This is a genomic window from Paenibacillus sp. FSL R5-0887 (assembly GCF_038002305.1).
Lineage (GTDB): Bacteria > Bacillota > Bacilli > Paenibacillales > Paenibacillaceae > Paenibacillus_AQ > Paenibacillus_AQ odorifer.
This window is the reverse complement of sequence record NZ_JBBOCE010000002.1, coordinates 2216359-2243282: the sequence shown is the minus strand read 5'-3', so window position 1 is coordinate 2243282 and position 26924 is coordinate 2216359. Positions and strand designations below refer to the sequence as shown.

The following is a 26924-nucleotide window of genomic DNA, read 5'->3' as shown; positions in this document are numbered from 1 at the left end:
AATTTAATTATTATCAATAAAAGAAATGATTTGCACGAGATTACCTGCGACTTGGTAAGTTAACCCCAGCATGTAAGTTCCTTTCTCCTCGTTTGATAGGTCAATAGTGAACACATCCGGATTAGCAGCCCATTCCTTCATATCAAACACAATTTCTTTAGATGTTCTAGTGTTTCTTACTCCAGCCGAATTAGGGATCACTTTGCTGCCATCGAGCCCTTTCACCAGATTGGCCACTTCAACTACAGGTCCCTTAAATTCTCCTACCTCTACCATTTGTGGGTCGGCCAATAAGCTCGTTAGTTTAGTTAATCCTTGTAATGGGGAGAAATCTGTAATTTCATTTCCAGTAATATCAAGTGTCTCTAGGTTCTTCGCGTACTGCAAACCTTCCAAGGATCTGGCTCTTCTGGTTTCGCTAGTTAACGTTGTAAGGTTATACATATCACCTAATGTTAATTCTCCAGTTACGCCCAATGTAGTCTTGATCGAAGCACTTAAATACGGGTCCGCCACAGTAATTACTTGCGTAAGATCTATTTGGACCAAACCTTCGGTTGCTTGTTGCAACGCTGCTACAGCTTCGTCTACTTCACTTTGCGTAACAGAAGAGTTAGCCAACACTGTCTCTGCTATCGAGAGGCTGGACGTAAATGCCGCGATGCTCTCAGGTGTGAAGCCTTCTAGAGAAATTGCTTTAGCCGCTGCAATCGCCTGTTCGAGATCTCTAGTGAATAAGTGATCTCCATTCGCGAAATGTAGTTTGGCTCCACCCCATGCAGCATGGTCAGATCCGTTGCCATTTCCCCCGTCTGTGACGACTAATTTCAGTTCTTTTGCTTCATTAATATCCAATTCGATGAATTTCTGCGGATCTCTCGAACCCATGACCCCACTATCGAATTTCTTCTCTCCATCGACAAACACCTCAAAGCTCACCGAACCAACAGAACCGTACATTTGTCTATCTACACCTACATAGGAAGTGAAATAGTCCGCGTTTTTGTCGCTTAGATTGTATACAATCGTCGAGTTAGAGTGCGCTCCAATTCCTCTTTCATAGGACACTACCTGATTGTTCTCATCTGTTAATCTCAGCGTATTTGCACTAATAGATTTATCCTTCAAAGGTGCAGTATAGCTGTTCTGAGTAGAATTCCAGTCGTAATCCGTCAGGTACGTAAAGTCCGTCATGTCTACTACGGCTATAGTTCTAATCTTCGTGGTCTTATTTCCATCACTATCTGTTACTGTGTAAGTGATTGGATACTTTCCGGCCCGGTTGAATTTAACTTGCGCTTGGCCTGTGACCTTCACTTGAGCCGTCAAGTCACCGTCTTCCGAATCCATTGCCGAATAGCTTTCACTGATATCAATCGCTTGGCCCACTTTGGTTGAGACAGATTTAGGTATGGTAAGCTCTGGTGTATTGTTCAAGATCATAAACTTCGCATCAGCAAAATCACCGTGATCTGAAGCATTTCCGTTACCTGCATTATCTAACACCAGCTTCAATTCACTTACATCCTTAACAGGTAACCGCGCAAGCTTGGCCTCTGTACCAAATTTCATCAGTCCGCTGTTATAAACCTCTGCCCCATCGGCAAAAATTTTGAAAATTACACTGGAGTTGCTTTGCTCAGGGATATTTCTATCAACCCCTACATACGTTTCAAAATATTCATAGTTTGCACCCGCCAGATTATACACGATTTCAGAGCTGGCATGGGTTCCTAAGCCCTTAGCGAACTCTTTGACCTCGCCATTTACCAGCAGCTTAATCGGATTGTTAGAGCTAGCCTTATCTTTTCGAACCACATTATAATCCGTTTTTGCCGATTGCCAATCTATATCACTCAGGTATTTACTAGCGCTGTATACAACAATCTTTCTGGCCTGCACAGCGGAGTTCCCATCTGAGTCTGTAACTGAAAACTCGACGTTGTAAGTCCCTGTTTTGCTTGATGTGAATCCATTTGAATGCACTTCAACGGCTCCAATTAAGTTACCATCTTCCGTATCAAAAGCTGTTACATCGCTCAACACATCAAATTCGCTGTTCAGCTTAACGAAGGTTGTCTCTTCCGGTACTGTAATGGTAGGTTTGCTTGAATTATTTGAGAACTTCGCATCCGCCCATACCGTATGGTCTGAAGCATTGCCATCCTTAGCATCTGTTGTAACCAGCTTCACCTCTCTTGCGCCAGTCACAGGGATTTTCACAAATTGATGTTCTGTTCCTGCCCGGAAAACATCACTCTCAAATTTCTGTTCTCCATCCACATACACTGCAAAAGTAGCCGAGGAAGGTTTCCCTTTCATGGCTTGATCGATCCCAATGTAGCTTTCAAAGAAGTCGTAACCCTTACCTTCAATATCGTAAACTACCTCAGAGTTGGCATGAACACCAATCCCTTTCGCGTACGTCGCAGCCAATCCTTGGCGAACAAGGGTTATGATTCCCCCGGAAACGGCTTTATCTTTCTTTAATTCACCCCAGCCTACAACGACTGACTTGGCATTGAGATCGGAAATATAGGCGTAGTCGCTCGTTACCGTAACCTGTGTGGTTTTCGTTTCCGTAACCCCTTCGCTTTTCACTTCATATACAATTTCGTAGTTGCCTTTTTGCGTTACATCAACGTTATTGGCTTTCAGAGAGACATCTGCAGTAATATCGTTTCCTAGATAGTTAGCCGCTTTTACATAGCTCATCGGATCAAAGGTTTGATTAAGCTTTAAAGTGAGCTGATCTTCAACAGACAAGGCTGGCTTAAAGGCTTTAACCTGTACGGGCTGCAGTGGGTTCAGCTTTTTATCATAACCGACGATCTTGTACGTATAGTTGATACTCGCATCTACATTCTGATCCACAAATTGGTCAGTTCCTGTAAAACCAACTAACACATCATTTCTATACACTTCATATCCTAAAAAGTCTTGCTTAAGCTCTTTATCTATACTGAAACTTAACGTGTTCGTTCTAGCCGTGGTGTTAGGTGTGATATTAACCTTAATGGCCAGATTTTTATCCGCTATTCCAGTTCCCTCATAATTAATCACCGAGTTATTTAAATACCATAACTTTTGCGGTACCGGATACTTGGCTACTTTCGCTTTTGTCTCAGGATTCACAGTGAAGCCATGTCTGGCAAAATAGCTGCTTAAGTCTAATCCCAGTACTTCGGAGGAGAACTCCACCAAATACTGCTGCTTGGAATTGTCACCGTTGGTAAGGGTGACCTTCCGCTCCCGATATAGCTTGGTCAGCTCTGTCCAGTATCCCGGATGTGCCAGCTCCAGCTGCCAATAGGCTCCGAGTTGTGCAAATAAGCCCTGCTGATTCATAACCACTTTGTTTTCTTCGAGGACATATTTATAGATATCTGATTCATACGGTATACGATTATCTATCGAATTCGCTGCGACAGACATAAACATAGACACCATATTATTAGTTACTTCGCCATATTCCCGTTCACCCATAGCCAAGCGATGCCCAATTTCGTGATTCAGTCCCCAGCCCGGATAGGCTTTATTAAAATCACCTAACATGGTTCCTACTGTTCCAAGTTGGATCCCTGTATGATCTCCCGCTGCATACATCGCACCATAAGGCTGCATCAAGCGAATATTCTCACGAATTAGCTTGGCATCATGAATCTCGCTACTGCCATCCAAGCCATAGAAGGCAAAAATGCTCTTCATCCAGGTGTCATACCCAGTTACGGTGTCCAGCGGGTTATTTCCTTGCGTAATATATTTGTTGTACGCCTCCGTCGCCGTTCCTGTGAATATAACATGATCGCTGGCCATTTCTACCACATCTATGAGTTTACGATCTTGAACATTTGGATGAGCCGCTTTATCTTCGTCCAGTCTTTGTTTGTATGTGATTAAGAAGGTTTTGAATTGTTCTGGATCCGTGGTCTTGGTCATAAAAGGAATCTTTTCTAAACCTTCGAAGCGGATCAATGGCGCTTTCCCTTGTTCCTCAGCTGTATATGGATTGACGATATACACTGTTCCGCCCTTAGTCACTTCATGTACATAATAACTATTCGTAGCAAATTCAGGAACGGTTATAATGTTCTTACCTGGACGCAATTGCACACCTCTAGCCCAAACATTCCAAGCGGCCTCTTGTTGAGAAAAGACTAAAGAAGGTAGCTTATCGTTAGAAGCTGCGTCCACATAAACGTTGATCGTATCTCCAGGCATTGCAACGAGACCTGTAGGCTGGTTGTTCGTACCAAAACCAATTCTCAGGTTTTCCTGCGCATGCTTTTTCATATCTCCACGTTGTTCCGCCTCAATGATGGTGCCTTCGGTTTGAACTTCACCATTCACTAGCTTCTTAGCTAAATCCAAAGAATCTTTCAGGATTGGATAGAGCGGATGTACCTTTGCCGCTTCCTCTAGTGCATTGATTTTTGCAACGTTATTATAAGCAGGCACAACCGCACTCATCGTTCCATCTGTGAAAATACCATTTACAGCTTCGCTTACTTTATCTTCTGTATAAAATCTAAATTCAGCCGCAAAAGGTCTGTTGATATTAGCTTTTGTGAACTTAAATTTTAATCTTTTAAACTTCTTCGGTTCGAATTTAAATTCCAGAAAGTCATTGGTACTAATCGCGGTTCCGCTAGATACAAGTTGGAAGGTCTCTCCTTTACTCGTCTCTGATGCATAGATTTCAAAAGCCTCTGGGAATCCTTTGCGGTTATCTCTAGCCAAAAAAGCTACTCTGTCCAGCACTTCCGCTTGCGCTAGTTCAAACACAACTTCATTCGTGAAGCTTGCATCATTGTTTTTGTTCGTTTCCCAATGCGTAGTGGGCTGGTCATCCAGCATATATTCAGGCTTCGTACCTGAGTAGCTTCCACCGTTCACCGTTACTTTTGATACGTTTGCATTCGGCATTCTATAAGCTTGGCTATAGGCATTTTCATAGGCTGTTCCATACCCTTTTAGCTTCGAAACCTTGGCTGCCGTTGCCTCTACCTGATGGTTCTCCAAAAGGATCTTTGCATTCTCTATCTCTTCTTTAAACTGCGCATACAGTGGATGTGCCTGCACTTCATTCTCTAAAGCTGTTAATTTCTCTGCCGTATCAAAGGCAGCACTAACTTGGCTCAAGGTATCATCTGTAAATAAATTTTTCATTTTAGCAGAAACACTATCCTCTTTATAAAAAGAAAACTCAGCAGCACTCGCCCAATCTTGGTTCGCTTTTTTGAAGACAAATTTAAGTCTCTTAAAAGCCGTAGGTGCGAACTGAATCTCCACTACATCACCGGTTGAGCCTGTATATTCTCCAGAAGACACGAGCGTAAAATCACCCGCATCGGTAGTGGAGCCGTAGATATCAAATTCTTGAGCAAAACCTTTACCTTTAGCACCGGATTGCCTAGCCGCGTATACCATTCTATTTAATTCAGTGGACTCATTGAAAACAAACACAACCTCATTCGTAAACGTTGAACTATTCGGTTTGCCAGTCTCCCAATGCGTGCTCATATCCCCATCCATAGCCTTAGCTATAGGCGAGCCTGAGTAGTTGCCACCGTTATTTGTGATGGATTTAATATTTGCTGGATTCATTCTAAAAACCTCATTATAGGCATTTAGAGCATCCTTGCCGTACAGCTCAAACGGAATAACCGAGGCGTTGCTTAATAAGTTAACCTTACTTTGCGCCACTGTTTTTGTTACATTTACCTTGCTTGCCTCACTTGCTAAAGCATAACCTGCCTCACTCGAAAAACTGGCCAACATGGCCGCCGATGTAGCGATCGCAATCATTTTCTTCATCTCTTCTTACCCCCAGATGTCATATGAATCTCTCCAGTGCCCAAAAATGGGCACAAAAAAAACTACCCCAAAAGAGTAGCTTGATTGCGTATAAAGTCGCCTAAAAATTAAGACTTAATTTTTATTAAACCTTAACAAGCATAAACGCCTTCGGCGTCCTTATAAGGACGGTAAGCGTTTAAGCGAGAAATATAAGATATTAAGTATAGTTTTATAACTTATACTTTCTTATATTTTAACAAAAAGCGTTACACACTCTTTGGCAGCTGGCTGACAATAGTTATGATAACCTTAGTCCCTATAGCTTTGCGTCCCTACATTTCCATAGGTTTGCCTATGAAGTTTCGAATACATTCAAAGAGTAACATAAGCCTAGATCTGATCGCATGATTAATTGGTATGAAATGAGTATAGGTAATTGCAATTAGTTTTTCTTATGTGATAGATATTATTTATCGACTATCCCGGAAGAGAAGGGCATCCTTTAGGACTGTAGGTCTACTTAACTCCCCGATCCAAACAAACGCCGGAACCAATTCCACACATCGCCCGTGACGGGAATTAATCCGAAACCATGTTCGCCAACTGCGATTACACCATATGCCCATTGTCCGATAGCTATGGCACCCCCAGCGATCCTGCCTATCGCTATCGCACCAAATGCCGTATCCCCTATGGCGATGGCCCCCAACGCTTTTTCCGCGATTGCGATCGCTCCTACAGCCACGCCTGCAATCGCAATCGCTCCCACTGCGAAGCCAAGCCAGCTAAGTGCTATTGCTCCGATCGCTAACCACATTCCCAGTGATATTGCTCCTAAGGATAATACGCCCACGCTTATCGCACCTATGGAAATCAAGCCAACAGCTACATCTCCAATAGCGATTAATCCAACGGCTGTCTTCACACGGGGTTTACCTCCACGGCCATACGCCTGACCTGAGTATCGCCCTAGATTACTGCGAATACTGATGACCGGAAATGAGGGAGAAGGCCATTGATAATCAATCTCTCGTCCATCAAAGCCCCTAGAATCCGCCCAGCGCGTTACAAATTGATGCCATTTCATATCTATCCCGTCCCCCTTTTCAAATTACCTAAATTATACAACCCCGGGGGTTGGCTGTACTCAGACTCTGACCTGAAATTCATCTCATCCTCTGGACGGATATATACTCATTAGGATTACTGTTTGGGAATAGGATCAGGCTTTCCAAATAAATAGCCCTGAAACAACTGATAACCACTCTGCTTAAGCCATTCAAAGTCCTCTCTAAACTCCACACCTTCTGCTAAAGGAACGGATTGGATTTCTAAAGCTTTTTCTAAAAATTGCTTTGCTATTTTCTGTTTGTTCAGATCGCTGGACACACCCTGAACATATTTCATATCCAGCTTCATGTAATGGGGTTTAAGCTCCAATAACATCTCGATCGTGCTGAAGCCCTCACCAACATCATCTAAAGCGTATTCAAATCCCCGGTCCTTGTAATATGTCAAAATAGCTTTCAAATGAGCGAGATCATCCACTTTCTCCGTCTCAACAACTTCAAAGACAAAAAGAGAAGGATCGACGCCTAATTGATTGGCCAGTTCAACGGTTGATCTTAAGCAGAACTCTGGAGCGTAGATCGACGTTGGGATAAAATTAATAAACGTTTTTTTATTTAAGGGTGCAGCATATTTTACAGCCGTCATTCTACATAACCGGTCTAAAGCATATAAACGCCCACGATTCCGTGCCGCCGCAAAAATCTCATTAGGATAGATAAGAGATCCGTCTTCTTTTTTAAATCTGGATAGGAGCTCGTATGCAAAAATCTCTTCCCTTACGTTCACAATCGGTTGGAAGTAGCAAGTAACAAGACCCTTAGTGATAACCTCATCAATCCACTCCATATCAAGTACAGTGGGTAATTCGGATAGAGGTCTCCATGTTTGGTCATCTATACGGAATTCAAGCTGCTCCGACTCCATATGGTCAATACAGAAATCCAGAAAATCCCGCACCCCAGCCTCCTTAATTGTAATCACATTTTCTTCCACCTTATGTATCGTATTACTTCTACTCAAGTGATGAATAACCTCAGGTAAAACCCTAAGATTAAGCTCACCATGAGCCTTGATTTGAAAATTCAGCTCTCTTACTACACAATGATTACAAGCCACATTCATAACCCCTTTAATAATCGATTCTCTGAAAAAGATCCCGGAACGGCTCTTCTCAATCGAAATCCGTATACTCCAGTAAATACGCCGGGTCTAACACGGTGATCTGCTGATGTTGAATCTCAATAATCTTTTGCTCTTGCAGATCTTTAAGCACAAGGGTAGCCGTCTCCCTTAACGTTCCGATCATATCACGCGCTCTCGCATCATGAAATTTCATTTCATATAATAACCGATTCGATAAAAATAAACGGTCCATTTGCAGCAGCATCAATTGCTCCTTAATCAACGGGTAATCGGCAAGCATCTGCTTAAAAGGCTCATGTTTAATCTCAAATAATACAGTATCATTCATAGCCACCGCAGACAGCACTCTTATATTGGAGGGATGGATCACTTCCAGATCGCCATAATCCCCGAATAGATAATGTAGGCATGATCCACATTCCATAGTTTTGTATGCCAACATACTGATAATAAATCATCATCCTGTTATATTCTATCGTAACGTTGTCACATAGGCTTGATGCCAATACGATTTACAAAGGAGATCCATTCATGAAATTCCGAATTCCCTTTTACAGCTTGGACGATTAGAGAAACTGGATTTAAGATGGAATCACAGCATGAAGGGAACAGACATTTTAGAGCAATTAGAGCAAAGAGGATGTATCGTTTATAAATAACAAAAAAAGCCTCCAATTAAAGAAGCTTTTCACTCAAATCCATAATATGCGTAACGCGATTTCTCCCCTGTTCTTTAGAAACGTAAAGCGCTTGATCAGCTTTTTCCAGAAGAGTGATGTCTGTATCAGTTGCTTCAAAGGTAGCTATGCCAATGCTTACCGTAATGCTGCCAATCTCCCAAGTGGAGCTGGCTATGAATTGTCGTAGACTCTCAGCTATAGCCGTGGCATCCGATGAATCTGTATTAGGCAGCAGAAGGATAAACTCCTCACCACCATACCTAGCTACGATATCTTCTTTACGAGATTGGGACTTCAGGATACTCGCCAATTTCTCCAGGACATAATCACCCATCTGATGACCGTAGGTGTCATTCACCTTTTTAAAGTGATCAATATCTAGAATACATAATGAAAAAGGCGCCTGATCACGGTGATACGCTGCAATCTGTTCTTCCAGCTTTTCTTGCAGGAACCTTCTATTCTTTAATCCAGTAAGCTTGTCTGTAGTAGATAGCTCTACTAAAACGGCATTCATCTCCAGTAATTCAGCTTGCTTTTGCTCGATTTCCAGGTGGATTTGTTTGAGCTTTGCCAGCGCCTGATCTTTTTCCCAATATGCCTCTTCTATTTGCTTCTTCGCAGATCGTAACTCTAGCTCATAATCAATACGTTTGCCCATCTGTACGAGAATACAATCAATGACCTCTACACCTTCACACTCAAGGCGTCTGCCATTTAACAAGTAAGGCACGGCTTGCCCCTTGCTGTCCTTCAAATTGATAAATAGCTCTTCTACATGTCCATTCAGATTGATAAAAGGATAGAAGTATGAATGAAAAATAAGCTTGTTGGCTGTAGACATGATAGATTCAAAGTGTTTATTTACCAAATCAACCTGCTGATATCCCATCCCATCCAAAAAGGTTTGATTCACATCGAGGATCATTCCTTCATGGGTAATGGAAACATATCCGCATGGCGCATATTTTAACCGGTCATCCATTGTCTAAATATCCTTTCAACACCATAATCTTCTCCATCTCACCCAAGGTACTCATTAATCAAAGTAATGGTCTCCTGGGGATGGCTAATATGTGGATAATGGCCCTTGGCCTCCATTAACCGGAGCGTACTATTATTCATATGTCTATGTAAATATTCTCCTACTTCTATAGGAACGATACTATCATCCGAGCATTGCAATATGAGTGTAGGCACTGTCGCTTTAGGCAGATCTTCTCGATGATCCGAAAAAAATGTAACTTCCGCAAATTCTCTAGCGATAATAGGGTCGGCCGAAATAAAGCTTCGTTCCAGCTGTTTAGTCAACATCGGGTCAGGGTTATTCATCGCAAGTGGAGCCATAAAGCTAGCCCAGCCCGCGAAATTCATCTCCATCATATCCAGAAGCTCAGTAATATCACTTTTTTCAAAGCCCCCGAAATAAGCATCTCCCTCATTTAAATAACGTGGGGAAGGTCCGATCATAATCATTTTATCAAAATAATCCGGCCGCTCGATTGAAGCAAGCAAACCGATCATAGAGCTAATAGAATGACCTATAAAAATAAGATCCTTGAGTTCAAATGTTTCGATAACATCTAGTACATCCTGTACATAACCATGGAGAGTATGATATTTATCCGATGTATATGCGCTTAAATCTGAATGGCCTGAGCCTACATAATCAAATAGAACGATTCGATACTTTTTCTCAAATGATGGCGTGATAAACTGCCACATGCTTTGATCACACCCAAATCCATGCGCAAAAAGGATAGTTTTTTCTCCTGCTCCAATGACTTTTACATGATTCCGCACCATAACATCGTTCATTTCATATAACTCCTCTATAGTTAGCATTCTCTCTATTTTGCAGGGTTCCCCTGGAAATATCAAGCGTAGAAAAAACTCCGCTAGATTAATCTCTAGCGGAGTTTTATGTAGCCTCCCGTTTGGGTCATCATTTGGCAAAATGGTAGCGTGCTGGGGCACCCCTGCGTTCAATCCGATAACATTTTGCCCCAAAAAATTGGTTAGCGGACCCAGAAGACCTTAAATGCGCCATTATTCCACATTTGAATTGCTATCGGACTCCACTGCAGCTATTGGCGCGAAAACACAAAATATGGGCCGATTTATATGAAATAGCGTCTCTGGAGTCCGAATTCCTTCTCAAAAGGCTGAAAATTTGCGAATAACATCATCTGGGTCCGTAAGACTCCGTGGATAAACTGTTGAGGCAGAGGTAGACAACCAACATTTAGAATGCAGAAGTCCAACCCGCATCAGCAGCGATGATAGCTCCGTTTACAAAACTGGAATCATCCGAAGCCAGGAATAACGCAACTTGTGCGATTTCTTCAGGTGTACCTACACGAGGGATCACAGCCTGTGTTAATTGCGTACGGCTCACGCCGAATTCATTTATATTTTTCATTGAAGCACTGATGTTTGTGGCAGTAGCTCCTGGTGCGATAGCATTACAACGAATCCCTTTGTTGGCATACATAAAAGCTGTGTTTTTCGTCAAGCCTACTACAGCATGTTTAGAGGCAGTATAAGTTGCTCCCGCATGGGCACCACTTACCCCACCTGTAGAAGCAGTATTAACGATAACCCCTTTTCCTTTTTCCAAAAAAATAGGCAGTGCTTTACGAGTGGACCGCATTACACTTTTGGTATTGATATCAAAGATAAGATCCCATCGTTCATCTGTAATATCACCAACTGGCTCAAAGCCATCCATAATCCCTGCGTTATTCACTAAAATATCTAACGTGCCATATTCTTTTACAGCGGTATCAATCATGCTATCAATATCTCCAACCAGGGCAACATTTACTTTCAGTGCCTTAGCTACTCCACCGTTACTATTGATCCCTGCGGCTACTTGTTCAGCACCTTCTAGGTTCAGATCGGCTACAATCACTTTTGCCCCTTCTTTAGCGTACAACTCTGCGATAGATTTCCCCATACCCGATGCCGCCCCAGTAACCACTGCAACTCTGTCTTGAAGTTTCATGTTGGAAGTCTCCTTTACGTTTATCTATAATGTAAATATCAATATATAAAATCTCTTTAACGCTTAAAATTTATACTACTCAAGTTTAATCCTCTAAAATTTAACTATCAATATACAAATGGGACACCAAATGTTCATAAATATATATAACGTGGGATTCTGTTCAAATAGGATTAGAAAATAGACAGTTAGGTGGTCTTCTGTTGCTTAAAAATAATCGGAGAACTAGCAAATCGCGTAAAGAGCTTAAAAACGCATTGATATTACTCATGGAAAAAAAGAATTTCCGCACCATTACGATAACCGATATCGTTACTCTTGCCGATTTAAACCGCGGAACCTTCTATAAACATTATCAAACCAAAGAAGAACTTCTAAATGAGCTAATTGATGATGTGTTGGAGGATTTAATTAAGGCTTATAAAGAACCCTATCTTCATACCGATAAATTTATAGTTAGTGAGCTGACCACCTCGAGCATCAAGATTTTTGAACATGTGGTCTCTTACTCTAATTTTTATACCATCATTATAAATTCCAATGTTCTGCCAGGGTTCCAAAATAGGATTTGCGACCTCTTAAAGGAGCTCACCAAGCGGGACTTAGTCGCAGTTAATAACACTAATACCAATGTAAATATCGAATTGTTTTCCAGTTATACCGCCTATGCTCTATTTGGATTAATCATAGAGTGGGTAAAAGGCGGATTTAAATATACAGCTAACCATATGGCAGAGCAGCTGATTGAAATTCTGTCTTTTAATTCACATAATGTGATCATCAACACTTCAAATCAACCGATTAAACAGAATTCCATCCCTGTTAACGGCGACTAATTTATCTCAAACTAAAAAAAGCCACTCCAAAATGCTGGAGTGGCTTTTGAATGCAATTTATAACCTAAGGTCTTCTGTTTCCACCGCCACCTGGACCTTGATTAGTGTTTGCGGTTGTTACTCCGGATTCATTTAGCCAAGTTACGCTGCTTGTAATTTCGAACGCTACTACTTTTGTTCCTCCTGTATATTCACCATCCGTATACAGTCCGTTCGCTTCACTACCAGTCGAGGTACCTCCCGAGTAGAGGGTGTAAGAACCGCCGTCCTTCAGATCCGGTGAACTAATCACCACCGTTTGATAGCTCTTCGAAGGAGCAAAGGTCAGGATCGAGTTACCTTCGCTGTCCTCTAGATGAACCAATGTTCCAGCCTCCTGGGTCTGAGGGAAAGTCATGCTGACTGCATGTTGGCTAGAGGTGTCAGACGGTGCTTGTGCCATGCCCGAACTTCCCGCAGCCACCAAAGTTCCTCCACTCTGTTCAAAGCTACCGTCGAAATCAAGTGCACCGTTACCGCTATTGGTAGGTCCATTAACAATAACCGTGCCACCCGACATTGTGATGGAGCCGTTCGAATCCAGCCCGTCACCTGAAGCATCGACCGTTAGTGTTCCTCCACTAATCGTTAGCATATTGCTAGCAGAATCGCTGAATTGATCCTGCTCCTGAGGGCCGCCGCCTACAGTCGCCTCATCGTTACCTCCTGCTACATTCACTCCATCATCAGAAGCAACCACATGAGCTTCGCCACCGGAAATCTCGATGTTTGCTCCTTCAATCCCTTCGTAGCTCTTCGTAATATCAATTTTACCACCAGATATCGCCACCAAGGCATCCGCATGAATTCCATCGTCGCCAGTTTTGATGTTGAATTCTCCATCAGCTATAGCAATGTTACTGTTGCTGTGCACTGCATCATCAGCAGAATCGATGGTAAAGGTTCCGTTATTTAAGCTAATATCTCCTCCAGCCTTCAAGCCTTTAGTACTTGGTGTTTCCGATTCTGTAGTTGTTGCCGTTGTTGCCGTTGTTGATGCTTCCGTTGTTGGTATCTCCGGTTTTGTTTCTGGCATCGTCTCTGGTTTGGTTTCAGATGTTGAGGTTCCTGTTGTTCCTGTTGTTCCTGTTGTTCCTGTTGTTCCTGGTGTTCCTGTTGTTCCTGGTGCTTGATCCCCTGTTCCCTGACCTCGGCCACCTCTCATGCCCATACCTTGCCCTTGATCACCTGTTTTCACTTCACCCTTCTCGTTGCCCCCACCCGTAACTAAGGTGTATGTTCCGCCCTCTATTACAAGTGAAGTCTCAGCTTGAATTCCATCATTACCAGCCGTAATATCAAATGTTCCTGCTGCTATTGCTATGAAGCCTTTGTCCGTCTCAGTATCGTTGGTTGATTTCATTCCATCGCCTTCTGCCGTTATGCTGATATTTCCGTCTTGTACAGCGACAAGATCTTTACCTACAATCCCGTCATCGGCAGCCTTAATTTCAATAGTGCCACCCATAATTTTCAGATCGTCCTTGCTCGTAATTCCGTCATTATAGTTAGCGGAAACAGACAGCTTCCCGGTCCCATTAATCGTTAAATCCGCTTTACTGAAGATAGCCGCACTCGGTTCATCTGTAGTTTCATCGGCATACACGTAAGTTGCTCCATCAGATACGGAGTTCTCCGTCCCGTCTTCCAAGGTAATGATCACTTTCCCCGCTTCTTTAATATCAATTGCAGCACTATCGCTGTTCGTGATGTTCACACCGTTCAGTACCAAGTGCACAGTACCTTCATCCTGATTATTAACTACAATCTGTCCATCACTCAGTTTACCAGACAGCACATAAGTTCCTGCTGCAGTAATTGTCACTGAGCCATCCTTAGACTCAGCCCCGGTGCCGTCAACAAGCGCACTTGTTCCAGCCAAAGCAATTTCCGTCGATTGGTCAGCCGTCCAAGTTGTATTAGAATCCTCTTCATCGAACGTCACCAGATCGGATAGTTTGGCGCTTGCCAGTTGCACTCCCGTGACAGCCCCGTTCTGAGTTATCGTTGTTGCCGAGGCTGCTGCTGTACCCGCCGCTTCAGACTGTGTTGTTGTGGAATTGGTGCTGCAAGCCGACATAAGTAATGCACACAATAGCAAGATTCCTACTTTACTTCCGGTTATATATTTATCCATTTTTCATCCATCCTTTCGTTATCTTAATAGTCATTAGCAGTTGGAGTCATGGTCAGAGACAGGTCTAAATTACCGTTCCGGGTACGAATCGCATCCAAAAATTCCTTCTGGTTCACAGCCTCACCCAGCGTTACAGCGTAGACCAGTTCATATAAACTGCCAAGCTCAGTCGTTCTAATCTTTTTAAGCTCATACCCAACGTTATATTTATTGAACACTTCAGCGAAGGCTTCCTCATATCCCAGACTCTCCGGGATGGTTACCTTTAATGTTTTTTGCGACGTTGTTCTTACGCCAAAGTTAGTCCGGTTAAGGATAAACATAAGAGCGCATAGGATAAGGGTGAAAAAGACTGCATATCCAAAGGAACCCACTCCACAGGCAAGTCCAGAAGCCATGGTGAACAGAACAAATGTGATATCCTTCGGATCGCCCGGCGCACTTCTAAACCGAATGATGGAGAACGCCCCGGCAAGACTGAAAGCTCTGGCAACATTACTTCCGATAAGCAAAATGATGATGGCCACAATTACGGGCAGCAGTACCATTGTTAGTGTGAAGCTTTGCGAATAGCCGCTGGCATTGGTCTTCATATAGGTGTAGCTAATGATCCCGCCAAGAGCAATAGCTATAAAAATAGTAAGCAGTGCGTTGGTAAACGTTAACTCTGTACTAGTTGCTACGGTAAATAATGAATCAAGCATAGAGGGCACTCTCCCGTTCTGTTTTACTGTTCTTCAGCATTTTTTTATATTCGTTGCCGTACTTGGAGAAGCTTGTACGGTACATTTGATGCTCTGAGAGCATTTTGGCCAGCCAGACCGGAATCGTGTTCTCAGCCTTTACTTCCATAAGCCACTGCCCCGGCTCCAGCAAGGGTTCGCCATGAACACCGTGCTCCATCTTCAGATCGTACCGGCGGCTGCGAATATTTGTATCGAATGTAATTCTTAGATCGCGATTGTTTTTACAGAACAACGCTTTTCGGTCATAAGACAGATACACCTTGGGCTGCAAATCATAGCGTGTCAGAAAATATTTGATCTCTTCAATCACCTGTTTATTCATGTAATCCTTGAATTCCGGTTCCATACCGGTGGCGACAAAATCATAAGCCTCGTTTAATTTGAGCGACGTTCTTCTTTTATTAACAAGACCAAATACCTTCTTTTTGATTTCCAGATACACCTTCGTATCTTGATTTGGAACACCGTATGCTCTTAAACGAAGCTTCTCTTTGTACTTGGGCTTCGCAAGACTGTTACGAATCAGGGTGTTGTGCTCCGTGTCATAATATAAGTTGGTTATGGAGTAAAACTCATGTTGCTTGTTGAAATCGTCTAGTTCCATGTATTCAAGCAATTGGTTATAAAATTTATAGTAGGCTTCGTTGTCCAACAAATATTTGTTCTCATAACGGTTGAATACCTCAATCGCCATATGTGATCAATCCTTTCTGTTTATCGTTGTCTCGTGTGCTTATGAATGTATCTTAGATCCCAAACCTTTAATGAATCTTAAATGGTTTTACAAATTATTGATTATCTTTTACATTCCCTTAACACAGGTGTAAATCGTAACTGCGGTGAATGTTGTTCTTCCGGCCGCTGTTGTCTGCAGATTTCTTGATTTCAAACTGCTGTTCGCAGTCACTTCTATCTCAACCTTCATTAAGGTTCAATAAAGGTAATCCTGATATAATGACCTCAATAACAAATACTGGTTCTATGTAGGGGATGGCAAAACCATGAGAATATTAATAGTAGAAGACGAGCTTCATCTCGCTGAAGCCTTAACTCAAATATTAAAAAAACATAATTATTCGGTGGATGCAGTCCATGACGGCAGGTCGGGTCTGGATTACGCACTGAGTGGAATCTATGATTTGCTGCTGCTCGACATCATGCTGCCTGAGATGGATGGGGTCAGCGTCCTCAAGACGCTGCGGAAAAAGGGGATACCCACTCCCGTTATCCTGCTTACCGCAAAGGGTGAAATTACAGATATGGTCACTGGGCTGGACTATGGAGCTGACGATTATATCGCCAAACCTTTTTCCTCGGAGATCTTATTGGCAAGAATAAGGGCTGTACTAAGACGTAAAGGCGAGGTGATACCAGATGATGCTTTAAAGTTCGGGGATATTGAACTGAATACATCCAATCTGAAACTTACCGTGGGTGGCAAAGAGATCAAGCTCAATCTAAAGGAATGCGAGCTATTGGAGCTTCTGATCTTGAGGAAACAAGCTGTAACCTCCAAAGAACAAATTATTGAGAAGCTGTGGGGCTTTGATTCAGATGCTGAGCACAATAATGTAGAGGTGTATATTTCTTTTTTGAGAAAAAAACTGACCTTCTTAAATTCGACCGTACGCATTAGTACGATCAGAAACGTAGGGTATGTATTAGAGGTGACGACCTGATGTTCACAAAGCTCAGAAATCGGTTTCTTATTGTTAACTTAGTCACCATCTCGGTGATCATGCTTGTGGCCTTCATCTCCATATATGTAATTACGTACCGGGATGTCCAAAACGATATTCAGATGGATCTTCACAGAATCATGGAAAACTACAAGTCTCCCGGTGGTGACACAGGACGATTAGGCAATACCAAAGGGGGAGCCACGTTACCACGTGTGGATAATAAACGTACGGATAACGGAACACCTCCTCCAGAACGCTCAATCTCATTTATGCTGAAAATAGATACAGCGTCCAACCTTACGGGGAAAGATTCCAAATTTACTATGGACGATGAATTTTATAATACGGCTCTGCAAGAAGCACTAAGCGCCGGTAAAGATACCGGAAGGTTCACCTTGGATAGCAGCAAATGGATCTTCAACATCCAGCATACGAATGATGGGGCGATGCTTGTATTTCTGGACATCACTGCAGAGCAAAAAATCCTCACCAATCTAATCTATACCTTCTCTGTAGTTGGCTCAGTGATGCTGATTATCTTGTACTTCGCTAGCCGCTTTTTTGCTAATCGTTCAATTGCGCCGGTAAAGGAGGCTTTTGAGAAACAGAAACAATTTATTGCGGATGCTTCCCATGAGTTAAAGACGCCGTTGACTATTATTAACACCAATGCGGATGTTCTCCTGTCCAACAGTGATGACACCATTCACAATCAGTCCAAGTGGCTGCACTATATCAAGTCGGAAACAGAAAGAATGACCAGCCTGACCAATGATCTGTTGTACCTGACCGAGATGGACGATTCCAGATCGAGAATGATTTATTCGAAATTCAATCTGAGCGACGTGGTTGAAAATATCATTTTAACGATGGAAGCTGTAATCTTTGAGAAGCATATCTCCCTTGAATATGACATCGAGCCTGATCTGACAGTGCTAGGCAATAGTGAACAGATCAAACAAGTGATTATGATCCTCTTGGACAATGCTGTAAAATATTCGAACCCTAAAGGTTCAGTCACCTTATCCCTTAAAAAACAACATAATGACATGGTGTTAGCGGTCACCAATACGGGGGAGGGCATTGCGCCGGAGCACTTAGCGAGCATCTTTGACCGATTCTATCGTACAAATGCTTCCCGGGCGCGTAAACAAGGGGGATATGGCCTAGGGCTGGCGATTGCCAAATCGATTATTGAACAGCATAAGGGAAAAATTTATGCCAAAAGTTTTGTCGGCGAGTCCACCACGTTTTACGTACATCTTTCATAACTACAAGTAAAAAAGACTCAAACCCTGTTATCTCTAAGGTTTGAGTCTTTTTATTTACTTTACACTTCGCCCCAATAAATTTCGGTCTTATAATCAAAAAACACTTGCCCACCCTGGTTATTTCGTTCAAAAATATTCCGCAGCTCGGCCATCATATTCTCATAGCTTGGATCTCCGGGGACCGGAGTGTAGGAAGACGATCGAAGCCGCCCGCTTAAGCCCTCCAAATCAAATACCTGCTGATTGCTAAAATGCGCTACTTGCATCTGTCCTTTCTTGAAAAAGGAACTAAGGATCTCAGGGGTAATGTTCTTATGATTAACTTGAGTGTAGTTCGTCCCGAAGGTCTGCAGCAGCTGCTCATATTCCTCCAGAAATGGGGTACCGTAAGTAAGCCGGGAGTTCCATATCAGAATAACTTTTCCACCCGGTTTTAGAATCCGCTTGAATTCCAATTGCGTTGCGTCCCTATCAAACCAATGAAACGCTTGGGCGCATACGATAAAGTCCATGGACTGATCGGATAATTCTGTATGTTCAGCAGACCCCGGCGATACAGAGAAATGGTTATCCTTTGCGAAATTCTCTTCCGCAGCTCTACGCATTTCCGGATTGGGTTCAACGGCAGTCACACGACTCCCGCGCTCCAGAAGTAATGCTGAGAAGATTCCTGTTCCTGCACCAATATCAGCAATATCACAATTGGGTTGGAGCCCAATAGTATTGTACAAATAATCAATGGCTTCTCCAGGATAGCTCGGCCGATATTTTACATACGAATCCACCCGATTAGAAAATATTTCTTTGCTATTCATCCTTCGTCTCCTCCTAAGCGCTCAGGTTCATAATCACTTAATTTACCTTGGTAAACCAAACGCAGCCGATCACTTTGGCGAAAATCATCCGGAGTAACGAGTGCGGGCAGCTTATCCCATAACTTAATGCCCGACCGCTCTAGAATTTCCGCTACAAATTGCGAACAAAAATAAGAGTTGCTGAATTCGACAGGCTCCTTCAGGGCAATGCCAATTACGCCGAGAATATTATAGAGATACTTTTGACGGCTTCGGATAAAGACTTGCAAGACCCGCTCCATTTTCTCCACTTCGCGGGCTGTAACTTGAAGTTCATATAGGACACATGTTGTATTAGGGTATTTGCTGAACGTACCTGTCTTAATATCCTCCTTCACAAACCCTCCATTCAGGGGGTTGCTCGGATGCTTTCTGCCAAAGCTATACAGCTCGGAAAGCTCCCGATTAAAGGAGATCGAGGCATGATTATAGGGTGCTTTTGTATAGCCTTGAATGAGCTTCGTAAAAAGCGTCCCGGTATTCGTCAGTAATATAAAGACCGATGGATCTGCTGCCATTTACAATTTTCCCCTTATCAAGTTTGAGCGTTACCTTCATAATAACATATGAACCCATTAATGGAATCTACTCTAGGACAAGTTGGTGATCAATTATCGACCGCTCTTTATTAACTATAATTCTTATCTTTGCGGCCTTATCGGCCATTCACTTGATGTATGTAGTTATAGGGAAGCTACAGCCAAATAAGGATTATACGGGCATTGGCTTTCGTATCAAGACGTGGTGGGGAATGCTTTTTATCTTTTGCCTAGCTACCCTATTTAATCCCGTCGTCTCTCTGCTGTCTCTCATGGTGCTCTGCTTCTTTGCACTGAAAGAGTATTTCTCTATGATGAAATCACGAAAATCCGACCGCAGGCTATTTCTGTGGGCGTACTTATCCATTCCGTTGCAGTTCTACTGGATTTATATCGAGTGGTACGGAATGTTTATTGTCTTCATCCCGGTATATGTATTCTTGCTCCTACCGCTGCCCAGAATGATTAATAAAGGCACGGTTGGTTTTATGCGTAGTGTCAGCTCCACCCAATGGGGGCTTATGCTGATGGTATTCGGACTTAGTCACTTGGCCTACTTTCAATTTGCTACACCGGAGTATGGAGCGGGGCTTGTACTTTTTCTAGTAGTGCTAACGCAGCTCAATGATGTGGTCCACTATCTGGCGTCACTTTATGTAGGAAAGCGGAAAATAGTTCCCACCGCCAATCCGTATTTAACTTGGGAGGGTTTCGCTTTCGCATTTGTCATCACGACAGGAGTTTCCTATCTAATCTATCCCTACCTGACGCCGCTCAACCCAATCTTCGGGTTACTGTCAGGCATGTTGATCAGCTTGAGCGGCTTCTTTGGCAGTTTAACGGTTTCCGTGTTAAAGCGGGATCTGCTAATCGGCGATGGCGATAAATTCGTGGCATTGAAGCAAAGCCATTTAAGCCGGATCGATAGCTTGACCTACACTTCACCGGTCTTTTTTCATGTCATTCGTTATTTTTTCGACTTCATGTAGATCATCTGATGGGAAGCTTGAATCAGCCCCTCCATGAATGATTATGCAGTATCTTCACCATTTGTTCTTGCTGGTTGGCGAACTGCTTATATCGATGTCCGTTGGCGCCCGAGGGGTGGGGAAATCCCCATAAGCAGCGTTGTTTATCAAGCTCACCTGCGGACACAAGGAGTTGAAGTATACTTTCCACTGTTTTTCCTAAGGGAATAATTAAGGCCCGGCTCAGTATGTTCAGCTCCTCACGCAAGGAAGATAATGCCTGCGCCCTGAGGAATGAATTTGAAAGTAGCTTGGGCTGGGCCCCACTATAATTTTTCTTATCCACGAACACGGGAAAATGTAATAAAGAGCTGGTGTGCAGGATCGTCTGCTGCTGCTGAAATAGTTCTTCACAAGAGGTTAGGTTCAAGTGTTGATGCAGTTTAAGTGTATCTAACATATGAATTAACGTGTTCCGCATGGAGCCTGCGAATCTCGCCGCTTCCTTCGCTGTCCTACATACCTCTTCATCTGACAAACCAGCCTCCAGACCTATGATCGCTTCTTGTATCGCTACGCCCATTTGTGTGAACCCGGGCGTTAACCCTATAATGATCACCTTAGCAGAAGGATTAATGTACTCATTATGGGGGGCATAATACATTTCCACCTTGCCATTACGCTCCATTAGAAGCTTATCCACCTGCAGATCCTGTTTAGTTAGCACTGTACCCTTCGGGAGTGAGAGGATCGCCGATTTATACTGTTGCAGATAGGTAGAGAGGAGCATATCATCTGCCTCACAGGTCTCTATTTGTTATCGAACCACTCACCAGTCGGCCTTCGTACCAGACGGCTTGGCGCTGCGCTCTTCGGGCTACTGCTTCAGCCGAACAACTGGCATGCAGCAGCACAAAGCTAGCAGTGTCGCCAACCTTTGGCCATACCTGCTCGCCTTTTGGATCAAGGGGTGTTACTCCTCCTGTTATAAATCTGAGAGATTGAGATAATGCCAATTCATCATTGCAGCCGTACAACTCCGCGTAACGCCCTGCCTTCTCCAGTTGATCTCCATTTCCAAAAGGGGACCAGTGATCGGTAAGGCTATCTGTTGCCAGCTTCACTTTTACCCCTTGGCTGTGCAGCATCGGAAGTGGCATCATCATTCTTCCAATAGGCACTGTGGATGCAATAGTCATACCCAGTGATGCCATCCGTTTAGCTACCTCTTCTGCCTCTTGCTGCTGAGCTCCTGCGAACCAGAACGCATGACTGACCGTGACCTTTCCTTGCAAGCCAGCTTCTTCCGTCAGATCAGCTAACCGCGTCAGTGTTTTCTTTCCCGCTTCTTTTCCATCATGTAAATGAATATCAATGCCGGCATTACTCATCACTGCTAATTCCACCATCGTCTGAAGTGACTTCTCGATATCTCCATCCACCGTATAAGGATCTACTCCGCCTACAAAGGTTGCTCCCTCTGCGAGAGACTGTTTTACCAGCTGTACAGAATCCGAGCGCAGCAGGCCATGTTGCGGAAACGCCACAATTTCAGATGAAATTTTACCCGCGAATGCATTTAATGCTTGTACAGTCGCTTCTAATCGTTGCAAGCCGCTGACAGGCTCAATATTGCAATGGCTGCGCACATGTGTGGCACCAAACCCCTGAATAAGCGTCAGGATGCTCTCTGCTTGTTGTCTCGCCATGGGCAGCAGCTTAGGCAATAATACCTTCTCTTCCTCAATCCGTTCGAAAACACTGGACGCAGGCTTTACCGCTCTCCAAGGTCCATCGAAATATGTTTTATCTAAATGGATATGTGCTTCTTCGAAAGAAGGCAGCATCAACAACTCTTTACAGTCGTATTTCGGGAGCTGGCTCTGAAGCTCGATGTCTGCTCCAACAACTTCTGAAATCTTATCCCCGTCAATGCGGAGATGACAAACCTTCGTATTCGTACCCGCTACTTGCCCATCCTCAATAACATAACCTTGTTCTAATCTTATATTGGTTAACCAATAAGAAGCATTCAACATGCTACCCCATCCTTTTCTCAACAATTTATATAGGTACGGACCGCTTTACTCTAAATGTTACCATAGCCCTTGCCATATAAAAAATGATTGAGAAATTTCAATAGCTACAGATCAATCTGACCCCTATGTTTGACTCTGGATCTAGCTTCTCTACTATAACTAACTTCCTTGTTCAGCAGTTCATCCATCCGCAGACACTTCAGACCCTTTTTATCCATTTCTTTTAAGACTTCTTCTAATCCAGTGATCATATTCAAGGGCGCTTCTTCATCTGCCCACGGTGTATCTCCGCTGTCGTGTAGAACAATGATTGAGCCTGGTTTTATTTTTTTTATTAAGGCATCCTTTAATTGTTCTGCACTCAGTGACGCTTTCCAATCTCCGACCATGACAGACCACAATACGATTCGATAAGATTCTCTTAGCAAAAAGAAATCCCCTAGATTGAGAAGCCCCCAAGGTGGGCGGTAAAAGATAGGCCGCTCTCCTGTAATTCGCTCAACAATGTCTGCTGTGCGATCTACTTGCTTCCGTCTATTGGTCCAGGGTAACTGGATCCAGTTGGGTGTATGAGTATAATTATGAATGCCGATTTGGTGCCCTTCTCTGTGCATACGCTCGATCAGTTCCGGATATTTCTGCGCTTTTTTGCCCAATACGAAGAAGGTCGCCTTTATGCCATGCTCTTTTAATAGATCTAGAAGTTCAGGTGTATAACAAGGATCCGGACCGTCATCGAACGTAAACGCAATTTCTTTCTCTGCACCTACCTCCGAGTGAACCCCCCATCCCAATATTCGGGTAAGCGCAAAAGGAACGATCATATAAAGAACAATCACATCCACTGCTAAAATTATGAAGGCCCACATTAGGAAGCCGCCTCTGTCTTACGCGGGGCAAACCGCGCTTTCAAGGACTGCTTGCTAAGCACAAGCATCATGGGAGATAACTTCTCTGTGCTGTCCTCTACACGATGTTTCCCTTCCGGATGTAGCATGCGAAGTAAAAAACGAAGGTATATCCCGAACCAGTGCCGCTGCCATTTGGACTTGATGGGGCGCTGCTCAAAACCTATTCCATGAATAATCCCCCGGTGAAGCAGTGTAATCCCGGTTAGCGCGTTTACTTTGCTTAGTTCCGGATTGCTGTCTAGATCACGACTGATCTCCTTCATAGCCTCGCGAAGCATGCGTGCCGTACGAATTCCGGCCCGATCTGCGCCAAGCGTACGTGTCAGCTGCACAATCTGGCGATTGTCCAAATGAAGCTCACCCACCCAATCTCCCGGAAGTATCCGTTGCCCATCTTGGCAGACCAAACTTTCTCCGTGATATTTCAACACTACCAACTTACATATCCCATATCTACGCACGGACTGACTACGAAATTTGGTGATGACAGCAAATATGTTCTCCCACATCATCCAAAGGGATTGTGAGAATAATTTTATAAATGGAACTGAGGTTACCATCATTTTTCCTTCTTCCTGTTTAAGTTTATCTTCTAGCAAAATCCTTCACTAAACGCCGCGTATACCTGCCGATCATCTTTACCAGACTGTTTCCGAGATAAGCACCTATCCATAGAGACACTGCACCTAACAACATGAAGAAAAGTGAGATGTTGAATGTTTTATTTTCAATCCCAAATAGCGATATAGAGGACACATCTAATAAATACAGGACAGGTGACAACAAGAGAATAATAGGGGTCAAGTAAAAAAGAGTGGCACAAATGAGACTGACCATGCCGATTCCAAACTGCAACATCAACCCTAAAATCGCTCTCCAGTTATGTTCATCCAGAAACTCTGCCTTAACCCTTTCCCACAAGCTGCCTTCTTCTTGAGATCGGGTTGGGAGCGTGCGAACCGAGATATCCGTATAGACTTTAGTTCGAATTCGCTCATGCTGTAAAAAAGTCTCGGTAGAACGCAAAACATAATAAAGGATCGGGATCCCCACTAAGGTGAAGGACATCGAAACTCCAAAGGTAATGCCCACCAAATAAAAACAAAAGTAAAATAGCCCTGTGGCAAAAGTAATTAATAAGAAACAAAAATTTCTCACATGTTTCCGGATTATTTGATTCATGTTTTTCTCTCCCTCTCTGCAATAAAAAATTGTTCATAACTAAGTAACTCCTATGCTAGTGCTTTTGGTGTAAAATCGACCAGTGCCATAATGTCATATGACAAAAAAAACACCCTACTGCCTACTCCCACAAGGGAAAGCAAACAATAAGGTGCTTATCAATTTCAAATACTTCGGTCAGGATTAATCCGAAATGCTAAAAGCCTTCTCGACTGCCTCCTCACGGTTTCGTACCCCGAGCTTGGCATAGATGGTGGACGCGTAATTTCTCACCGTTCCATCGGACAGATATAGTTTAGCGGCAATAGATTTATAACGCATTCCCTTCGAGAGGCATTCTAGAATCTCCAGCTCACGCGGGGTCAGTCCATATTCATTACTCTTCTCTGTCGGTGGTGCCTCTGAAGCTGGATGCATCTCATAGTGATCAATTAATACATTCGTAATATCGGGTGTAATCATCTTTACGCCCCGATGTACAAGACGTATTCCTTCGAACAGCTCCTGCGGCTCGGTAGACTTTAGCAAGTAGCCATCTGCCCCGTTTTGCAGTGCTTCGACTGCCATATCTGCTTCTTGAAAAGTAGTCAGGATCAACACTCGTACCCCTGGCCACTTTTGCTTAATAAGCTTGGTCGCTTCCGCACCGTCCATGCCCGGCATATTTAAGTCCATCAGCACCACGTGAGGTTGTTCCTGCTCGCAGAAGCTTATCGCTTGTTCACCATTCTCAGCTAACCCATTGATCACAAAATCCGGCTCCTGCTCTAGAATAATTCGCAGACTATCCCGGATATAGGGTTGATCATCTACCAGCAATAAACGAATCGTTTCCTCCTGTATCTCTTCAAGCCTTGGTAAACTGCAGGTCACTAAGGTCCCTTCCCCTGGCTTAGAGTAGAAATACACTTGTCCTTGCAAGTTGGAGGCACGCTCCTTCATCGCATTCACACCAAATCCTGCTTTTAAATCTTCAGTGCCTAATCCATTATCCTGCACATCCAGCCGAATCAGCTTCTCTTCATAATGTAAGCTGATGACAATTTCACTGGCTTGACCATGACGTACAGCGTTGGTTATCGACTCCTGCAAACATCTGTATAATGTCATTTGGGCCTGCTTAGATACTGTATACGGCTCTCCGAATGTTCTTAAGCGAATCTTAACCTTGGAGAAGGTCTGGAAATCATCCACTAATTTCTGCAGGGACTGCATTAGCGTCAATGAATCCTCCGAAGCACCCACATGGTGCAAATATCGCCGAACATCATCCAAGCCATTGCGGGTTAACTTTAACAAGGCATCTATTTTGTGCTCCCCTTCAGAAGTATTCACCTCCGAACGTAAAGTCTCTAGCCCCATAATAATTGAAGTATAAGAATGCCCCACCGTATCATGCAGATCTTTGGATAAACGATCTCGTTCTTCCAGAAGTGTCATACGTTCAACTTGCGAGATGTACTGCTCTAAAACAGCATTTTGCTCCTTAATAATTCTGCCCTGCTTGTGATTCACCACCAGTAAATGAAAAGCGAACCCAAGCGTATACACCAAACCCATGTTAACAATCATCGATACAGCATCCATTTGTTGTGACAATCTAGATAACATAATTGGAATCAAAATGACCGTGATCGGAGCTGTCCAACGATAGGACTTCTGTGCACTATTGCTGGCGATCATAAAAGCGATAGGCAGAAAAGTTACGTACGATTCAGGAAACAAAGCAGCCAAATATAAACAAAGCCCACCCGAAAAAAGGATCTCCGCTATCAGATAATACTTGTAATGCAGCTGCAAACAAAACCAAGGCACAGAAAAAGAGACCACGCCCCAAACAAACGCGATCCAGAAAGGAATCGTAAAATCCTCCGAAAGATAACACATGGTGACCAAAAAAGAAGTAGAAAAACAAATCCGAAACAGGAGGACGAGCCAATCGTACCAGAACCACTGTTTGACCAGATTAAACAAGGCATTTCCCCCTATATACTCTGCTGACTTAATCTTTATTATAGTG

General features: G+C 43.3%; 22 protein-coding genes and 1 riboswitch. Of the genes, 4 read left to right on the top strand and 18 right to left on the bottom strand.

The window, feature by feature from the left end:
* Positions 1–3: 3 nt before the first annotated feature.
* The 7 genes from MKY14_RS27775 to MKY14_RS27745 form a co-directional block, all read right to left on the bottom strand.
* Positions 4–5817: an NPCBM/NEW2 domain-containing protein gene (locus MKY14_RS27775; RefSeq protein ID WP_340977805.1), complete on the bottom strand. Its 5814-nt coding sequence runs from the start codon at positions 5815–5817 to the stop codon at positions 4–6.
* 258 nt (positions 5818–6075) lie between these two features.
* Positions 6076–6162, bottom strand: a riboswitch (cyclic di-GMP riboswitch).
* A gap of 157 nt (positions 6163–6319) precedes the next feature.
* Positions 6320–6886, bottom strand: coding sequence for a hypothetical protein (locus MKY14_RS27770; protein WP_076276340.1), 567 nt, complete (start codon positions 6884–6886; stop codon positions 6320–6322).
* Between the two features lie 116 nt (positions 6887–7002).
* Positions 7003–7851 (bottom strand): EAL domain-containing protein, encoded by an 849-nt coding sequence (locus MKY14_RS27765; protein ID WP_340977804.1) that lies wholly within the window; start codon positions 7849–7851, stop codon positions 7003–7005.
* A 190-nt stretch (positions 7852–8041) separates the two neighbouring features.
* Positions 8042–8455 (bottom strand): Crp/Fnr family transcriptional regulator, encoded by a 414-nt coding sequence (locus MKY14_RS27760; RefSeq protein WP_340977803.1) that lies wholly within the window; start codon positions 8453–8455, stop codon positions 8042–8044.
* 233 nt (positions 8456–8688) lie between these two features.
* Positions 8689–9678, bottom strand: a complete 990-nt coding sequence (locus MKY14_RS27755; protein WP_340977801.1) for a sensor domain-containing diguanylate cyclase — start codon at positions 9676–9678, stop codon at positions 8689–8691.
* 38 nt (positions 9679–9716) lie between these two features.
* Positions 9717–10511: an alpha/beta fold hydrolase gene (locus MKY14_RS27750; RefSeq protein WP_076124162.1), complete on the bottom strand. Its 795-nt coding sequence runs from the start codon at positions 10509–10511 to the stop codon at positions 9717–9719.
* Between the two features lie 427 nt (positions 10512–10938).
* Positions 10939–11700: an SDR family oxidoreductase gene (locus MKY14_RS27745; RefSeq protein WP_076124164.1), complete on the bottom strand. Its 762-nt coding sequence runs from the start codon at positions 11698–11700 to the stop codon at positions 10939–10941.
* A 203-nt stretch (positions 11701–11903) separates the two neighbouring features.
* On the opposite strand from MKY14_RS27745, the gene MKY14_RS27740 reads away from it, so the two are divergent.
* The gene (locus MKY14_RS27740) at positions 11904–12536 is read left to right on the top strand and encodes a TetR/AcrR family transcriptional regulator (protein WP_254847725.1); all 633 of its coding nucleotides are present in this window, start codon (positions 11904–11906) and stop codon (positions 12534–12536) included.
* A 64-nt stretch (positions 12537–12600) separates the two neighbouring features.
* On the opposite strand, the gene MKY14_RS27735 is transcribed toward MKY14_RS27740, so the two are convergent.
* Genes MKY14_RS27735 through MKY14_RS27725 form a run of 3 tightly spaced genes read right to left on the bottom strand, consistent with a single transcriptional unit; the run spans position 12601 to position 16152 of the window.
* Positions 12601–14712 (bottom strand): carbohydrate-binding domain-containing protein, encoded by a 2112-nt coding sequence (locus tag MKY14_RS27735; protein WP_340977799.1) that lies wholly within the window; start codon positions 14710–14712, stop codon positions 12601–12603.
* A gap of 23 nt (positions 14713–14735) precedes the next feature.
* Positions 14736–15416: a DUF4956 domain-containing protein gene (locus tag MKY14_RS27730; RefSeq protein ID WP_076124168.1), complete on the bottom strand. Its 681-nt coding sequence runs from the start codon at positions 15414–15416 to the stop codon at positions 14736–14738.
* Entirely contained in the window at positions 15409–16152 is a 744-nt protein-coding gene (locus tag MKY14_RS27725) for a polyphosphate polymerase domain-containing protein (RefSeq protein ID WP_076105108.1), read from the bottom strand. The genes MKY14_RS27730 and MKY14_RS27725 overlap by 8 nt, the downstream gene beginning before the upstream one ends.
* A 307-nt stretch (positions 16153–16459) precedes the next feature.
* Here MKY14_RS27725 and MKY14_RS27720 point away from each other — a divergent pair, with 307 nt between their 5' ends.
* Together MKY14_RS27720 and MKY14_RS27715 are read left to right on the top strand one after the other, a co-directional pair.
* Entirely contained in the window at positions 16460–17137 is a 678-nt protein-coding gene (locus tag MKY14_RS27720) for a response regulator transcription factor (RefSeq protein WP_076099753.1), read from the top strand.
* Entirely contained in the window at positions 17137–18411 is a 1275-nt protein-coding gene (locus tag MKY14_RS27715; protein WP_076124170.1) for a sensor histidine kinase, read from the top strand. The genes MKY14_RS27720 and MKY14_RS27715 overlap by 1 nt, the downstream gene beginning before the upstream one ends.
* 59 nt (positions 18412–18470) lie before the next feature.
* Here the strand turns inward: MKY14_RS27715 and MKY14_RS27710 are convergent, their stop codons facing one another.
* Both MKY14_RS27710 and MKY14_RS27705 read right to left on the bottom strand, forming a co-directional pair.
* Positions 18471–19226, bottom strand: coding sequence for a class I SAM-dependent methyltransferase (locus MKY14_RS27710; RefSeq protein ID WP_339188947.1), 756 nt, complete (start codon positions 19224–19226; stop codon positions 18471–18473).
* A complete protein-coding gene (locus MKY14_RS27705) occupies positions 19223–19783 on the bottom strand; it encodes a hypothetical protein (protein WP_076124175.1) in 561 nt (186 codons plus the stop codon). Before MKY14_RS27705 ends, MKY14_RS27710 begins: the two co-directional genes overlap by 4 nt.
* Positions 19784–19878: 95 nt before the next feature.
* Here MKY14_RS27705 and MKY14_RS27700 point away from each other — a divergent pair, with 95 nt between their 5' ends.
* Positions 19879–20793 (top strand): phosphatidate cytidylyltransferase, encoded by a 915-nt coding sequence (locus MKY14_RS27700; protein ID WP_076132799.1) that lies wholly within the window; start codon positions 19879–19881, stop codon positions 20791–20793.
* Between the two features lie 22 nt (positions 20794–20815).
* On the opposite strand, the gene MKY14_RS27695 is transcribed toward MKY14_RS27700, so the two are convergent.
* The 6 genes from MKY14_RS27695 to MKY14_RS27670 all read right to left on the bottom strand — a co-directional run bounded on the left by MKY14_RS27695 (position 20816) and on the right by MKY14_RS27670 (position 26878).
* Positions 20816–21562: a uracil-DNA glycosylase family protein gene (locus MKY14_RS27695; RefSeq protein WP_076301513.1), complete on the bottom strand. Its 747-nt coding sequence runs from the start codon at positions 21560–21562 to the stop codon at positions 20816–20818.
* A 10-nt stretch (positions 21563–21572) separates the two neighbouring features.
* The gene (locus tag MKY14_RS27690) at positions 21573–22811 is read right to left on the bottom strand and encodes an amidohydrolase (RefSeq protein WP_340977794.1); all 1239 of its coding nucleotides are present in this window, start codon (positions 22809–22811) and stop codon (positions 21573–21575) included.
* 104 nt (positions 22812–22915) lie between these two features.
* On the bottom strand, positions 22916–23680 hold the full coding sequence (locus MKY14_RS27685) for a polysaccharide deacetylase family protein (RefSeq protein ID WP_076301514.1): 765 nt from the start codon (positions 23678–23680) through the stop codon (positions 22916–22918).
* Positions 23680–24285, bottom strand: coding sequence for a YkoP family protein (locus MKY14_RS27680; protein WP_254847726.1), 606 nt, complete (start codon positions 24283–24285; stop codon positions 23680–23682). Before MKY14_RS27680 ends, MKY14_RS27685 begins: the two co-directional genes overlap by 1 nt.
* Positions 24286–24307: 22 nt before the next feature.
* Positions 24308–24904: a sensor domain-containing protein gene (locus tag MKY14_RS27675; RefSeq protein WP_076124185.1), complete on the bottom strand. Its 597-nt coding sequence runs from the start codon at positions 24902–24904 to the stop codon at positions 24308–24310.
* A gap of 183 nt (positions 24905–25087) precedes the next feature.
* Positions 25088–26878, bottom strand: a complete 1791-nt coding sequence (locus tag MKY14_RS27670; RefSeq protein ID WP_076301515.1) for a helix-turn-helix transcriptional regulator — start codon at positions 26876–26878, stop codon at positions 25088–25090.
* Between the last annotated feature and the right edge of the window lie 46 nt (positions 26879–26924).

Excerpts from the sequence above, each read along its gene's own strand:
- MKY14_RS27775 (WP_340977805.1), bottom strand. The coding sequence starts at position 5,817 with ATGAAGAAAATGATTGCGATCGCTACATCGGCGGCCATGTTGGCCAGT.
- MKY14_RS27770 (WP_076276340.1), bottom strand. The coding sequence starts at position 6,886 with ATGAAATGGCATCAATTTGTAACGCGCTGGGCGGATTCTAGGGGCTTT.
- MKY14_RS27760 (WP_340977803.1), bottom strand. The coding sequence starts at position 8,455 with ATGTTGGCATACAAAACTATGGAATGTGGATCATGCCTACATTATCTA.
- MKY14_RS27755 (WP_340977801.1), bottom strand. The coding sequence starts at position 9,678 with ATGGATGACCGGTTAAAATATGCGCCATGCGGATATGTTTCCATTACC.
- MKY14_RS27750 (WP_076124162.1), bottom strand. The coding sequence starts at position 10,511 with ATGAACGATGTTATGGTGCGGAATCATGTAAAAGTCATTGGAGCAGGA.
- MKY14_RS27745 (WP_076124164.1), bottom strand. The coding sequence starts at position 11,700 with ATGAAACTTCAAGACAGAGTTGCAGTGGTTACTGGGGCGGCATCGGGT.
- MKY14_RS27735 (WP_340977799.1), bottom strand. The coding sequence starts at position 14,712 with ATGGATAAATATATAACCGGAAGTAAAGTAGGAATCTTGCTATTGTGT.
- MKY14_RS27730 (WP_076124168.1), bottom strand. The coding sequence starts at position 15,416 with ATGCTTGATTCATTATTTACCGTAGCAACTAGTACAGAGTTAACGTTT.
- MKY14_RS27725 (WP_076105108.1), bottom strand. The coding sequence starts at position 16,152 with ATGGCGATTGAGGTATTCAACCGTTATGAGAACAAATATTTGTTGGAC.
- MKY14_RS27720 (WP_076099753.1), top strand. The coding sequence starts at position 16,460 with ATGAGAATATTAATAGTAGAAGACGAGCTTCATCTCGCTGAAGCCTTA.
- MKY14_RS27715 (WP_076124170.1), top strand. The coding sequence starts at position 17,137 with ATGTTCACAAAGCTCAGAAATCGGTTTCTTATTGTTAACTTAGTCACC.
- MKY14_RS27710 (WP_339188947.1), bottom strand. The coding sequence starts at position 19,226 with ATGAATAGCAAAGAAATATTTTCTAATCGGGTGGATTCGTATGTAAAA.
- MKY14_RS27705 (WP_076124175.1), bottom strand. The coding sequence starts at position 19,783 with ATGGCAGCAGATCCATCGGTCTTTATATTACTGACGAATACCGGGACG.
- MKY14_RS27695 (WP_076301513.1), bottom strand. The coding sequence starts at position 21,562 with ATGCTCCTCTCTACCTATCTGCAACAGTATAAATCGGCGATCCTCTCA.
- MKY14_RS27690 (WP_340977794.1), bottom strand. The coding sequence starts at position 22,811 with ATGTTGAATGCTTCTTATTGGTTAACCAATATAAGATTAGAACAAGGT.
- MKY14_RS27685 (WP_076301514.1), bottom strand. The coding sequence starts at position 23,680 with ATGTGGGCCTTCATAATTTTAGCAGTGGATGTGATTGTTCTTTATATG.
- MKY14_RS27680 (WP_254847726.1), bottom strand. The coding sequence starts at position 24,285 with ATGATGGTAACCTCAGTTCCATTTATAAAATTATTCTCACAATCCCTT.
- MKY14_RS27675 (WP_076124185.1), bottom strand. The coding sequence starts at position 24,904 with ATGAATCAAATAATCCGGAAACATGTGAGAAATTTTTGTTTCTTATTA.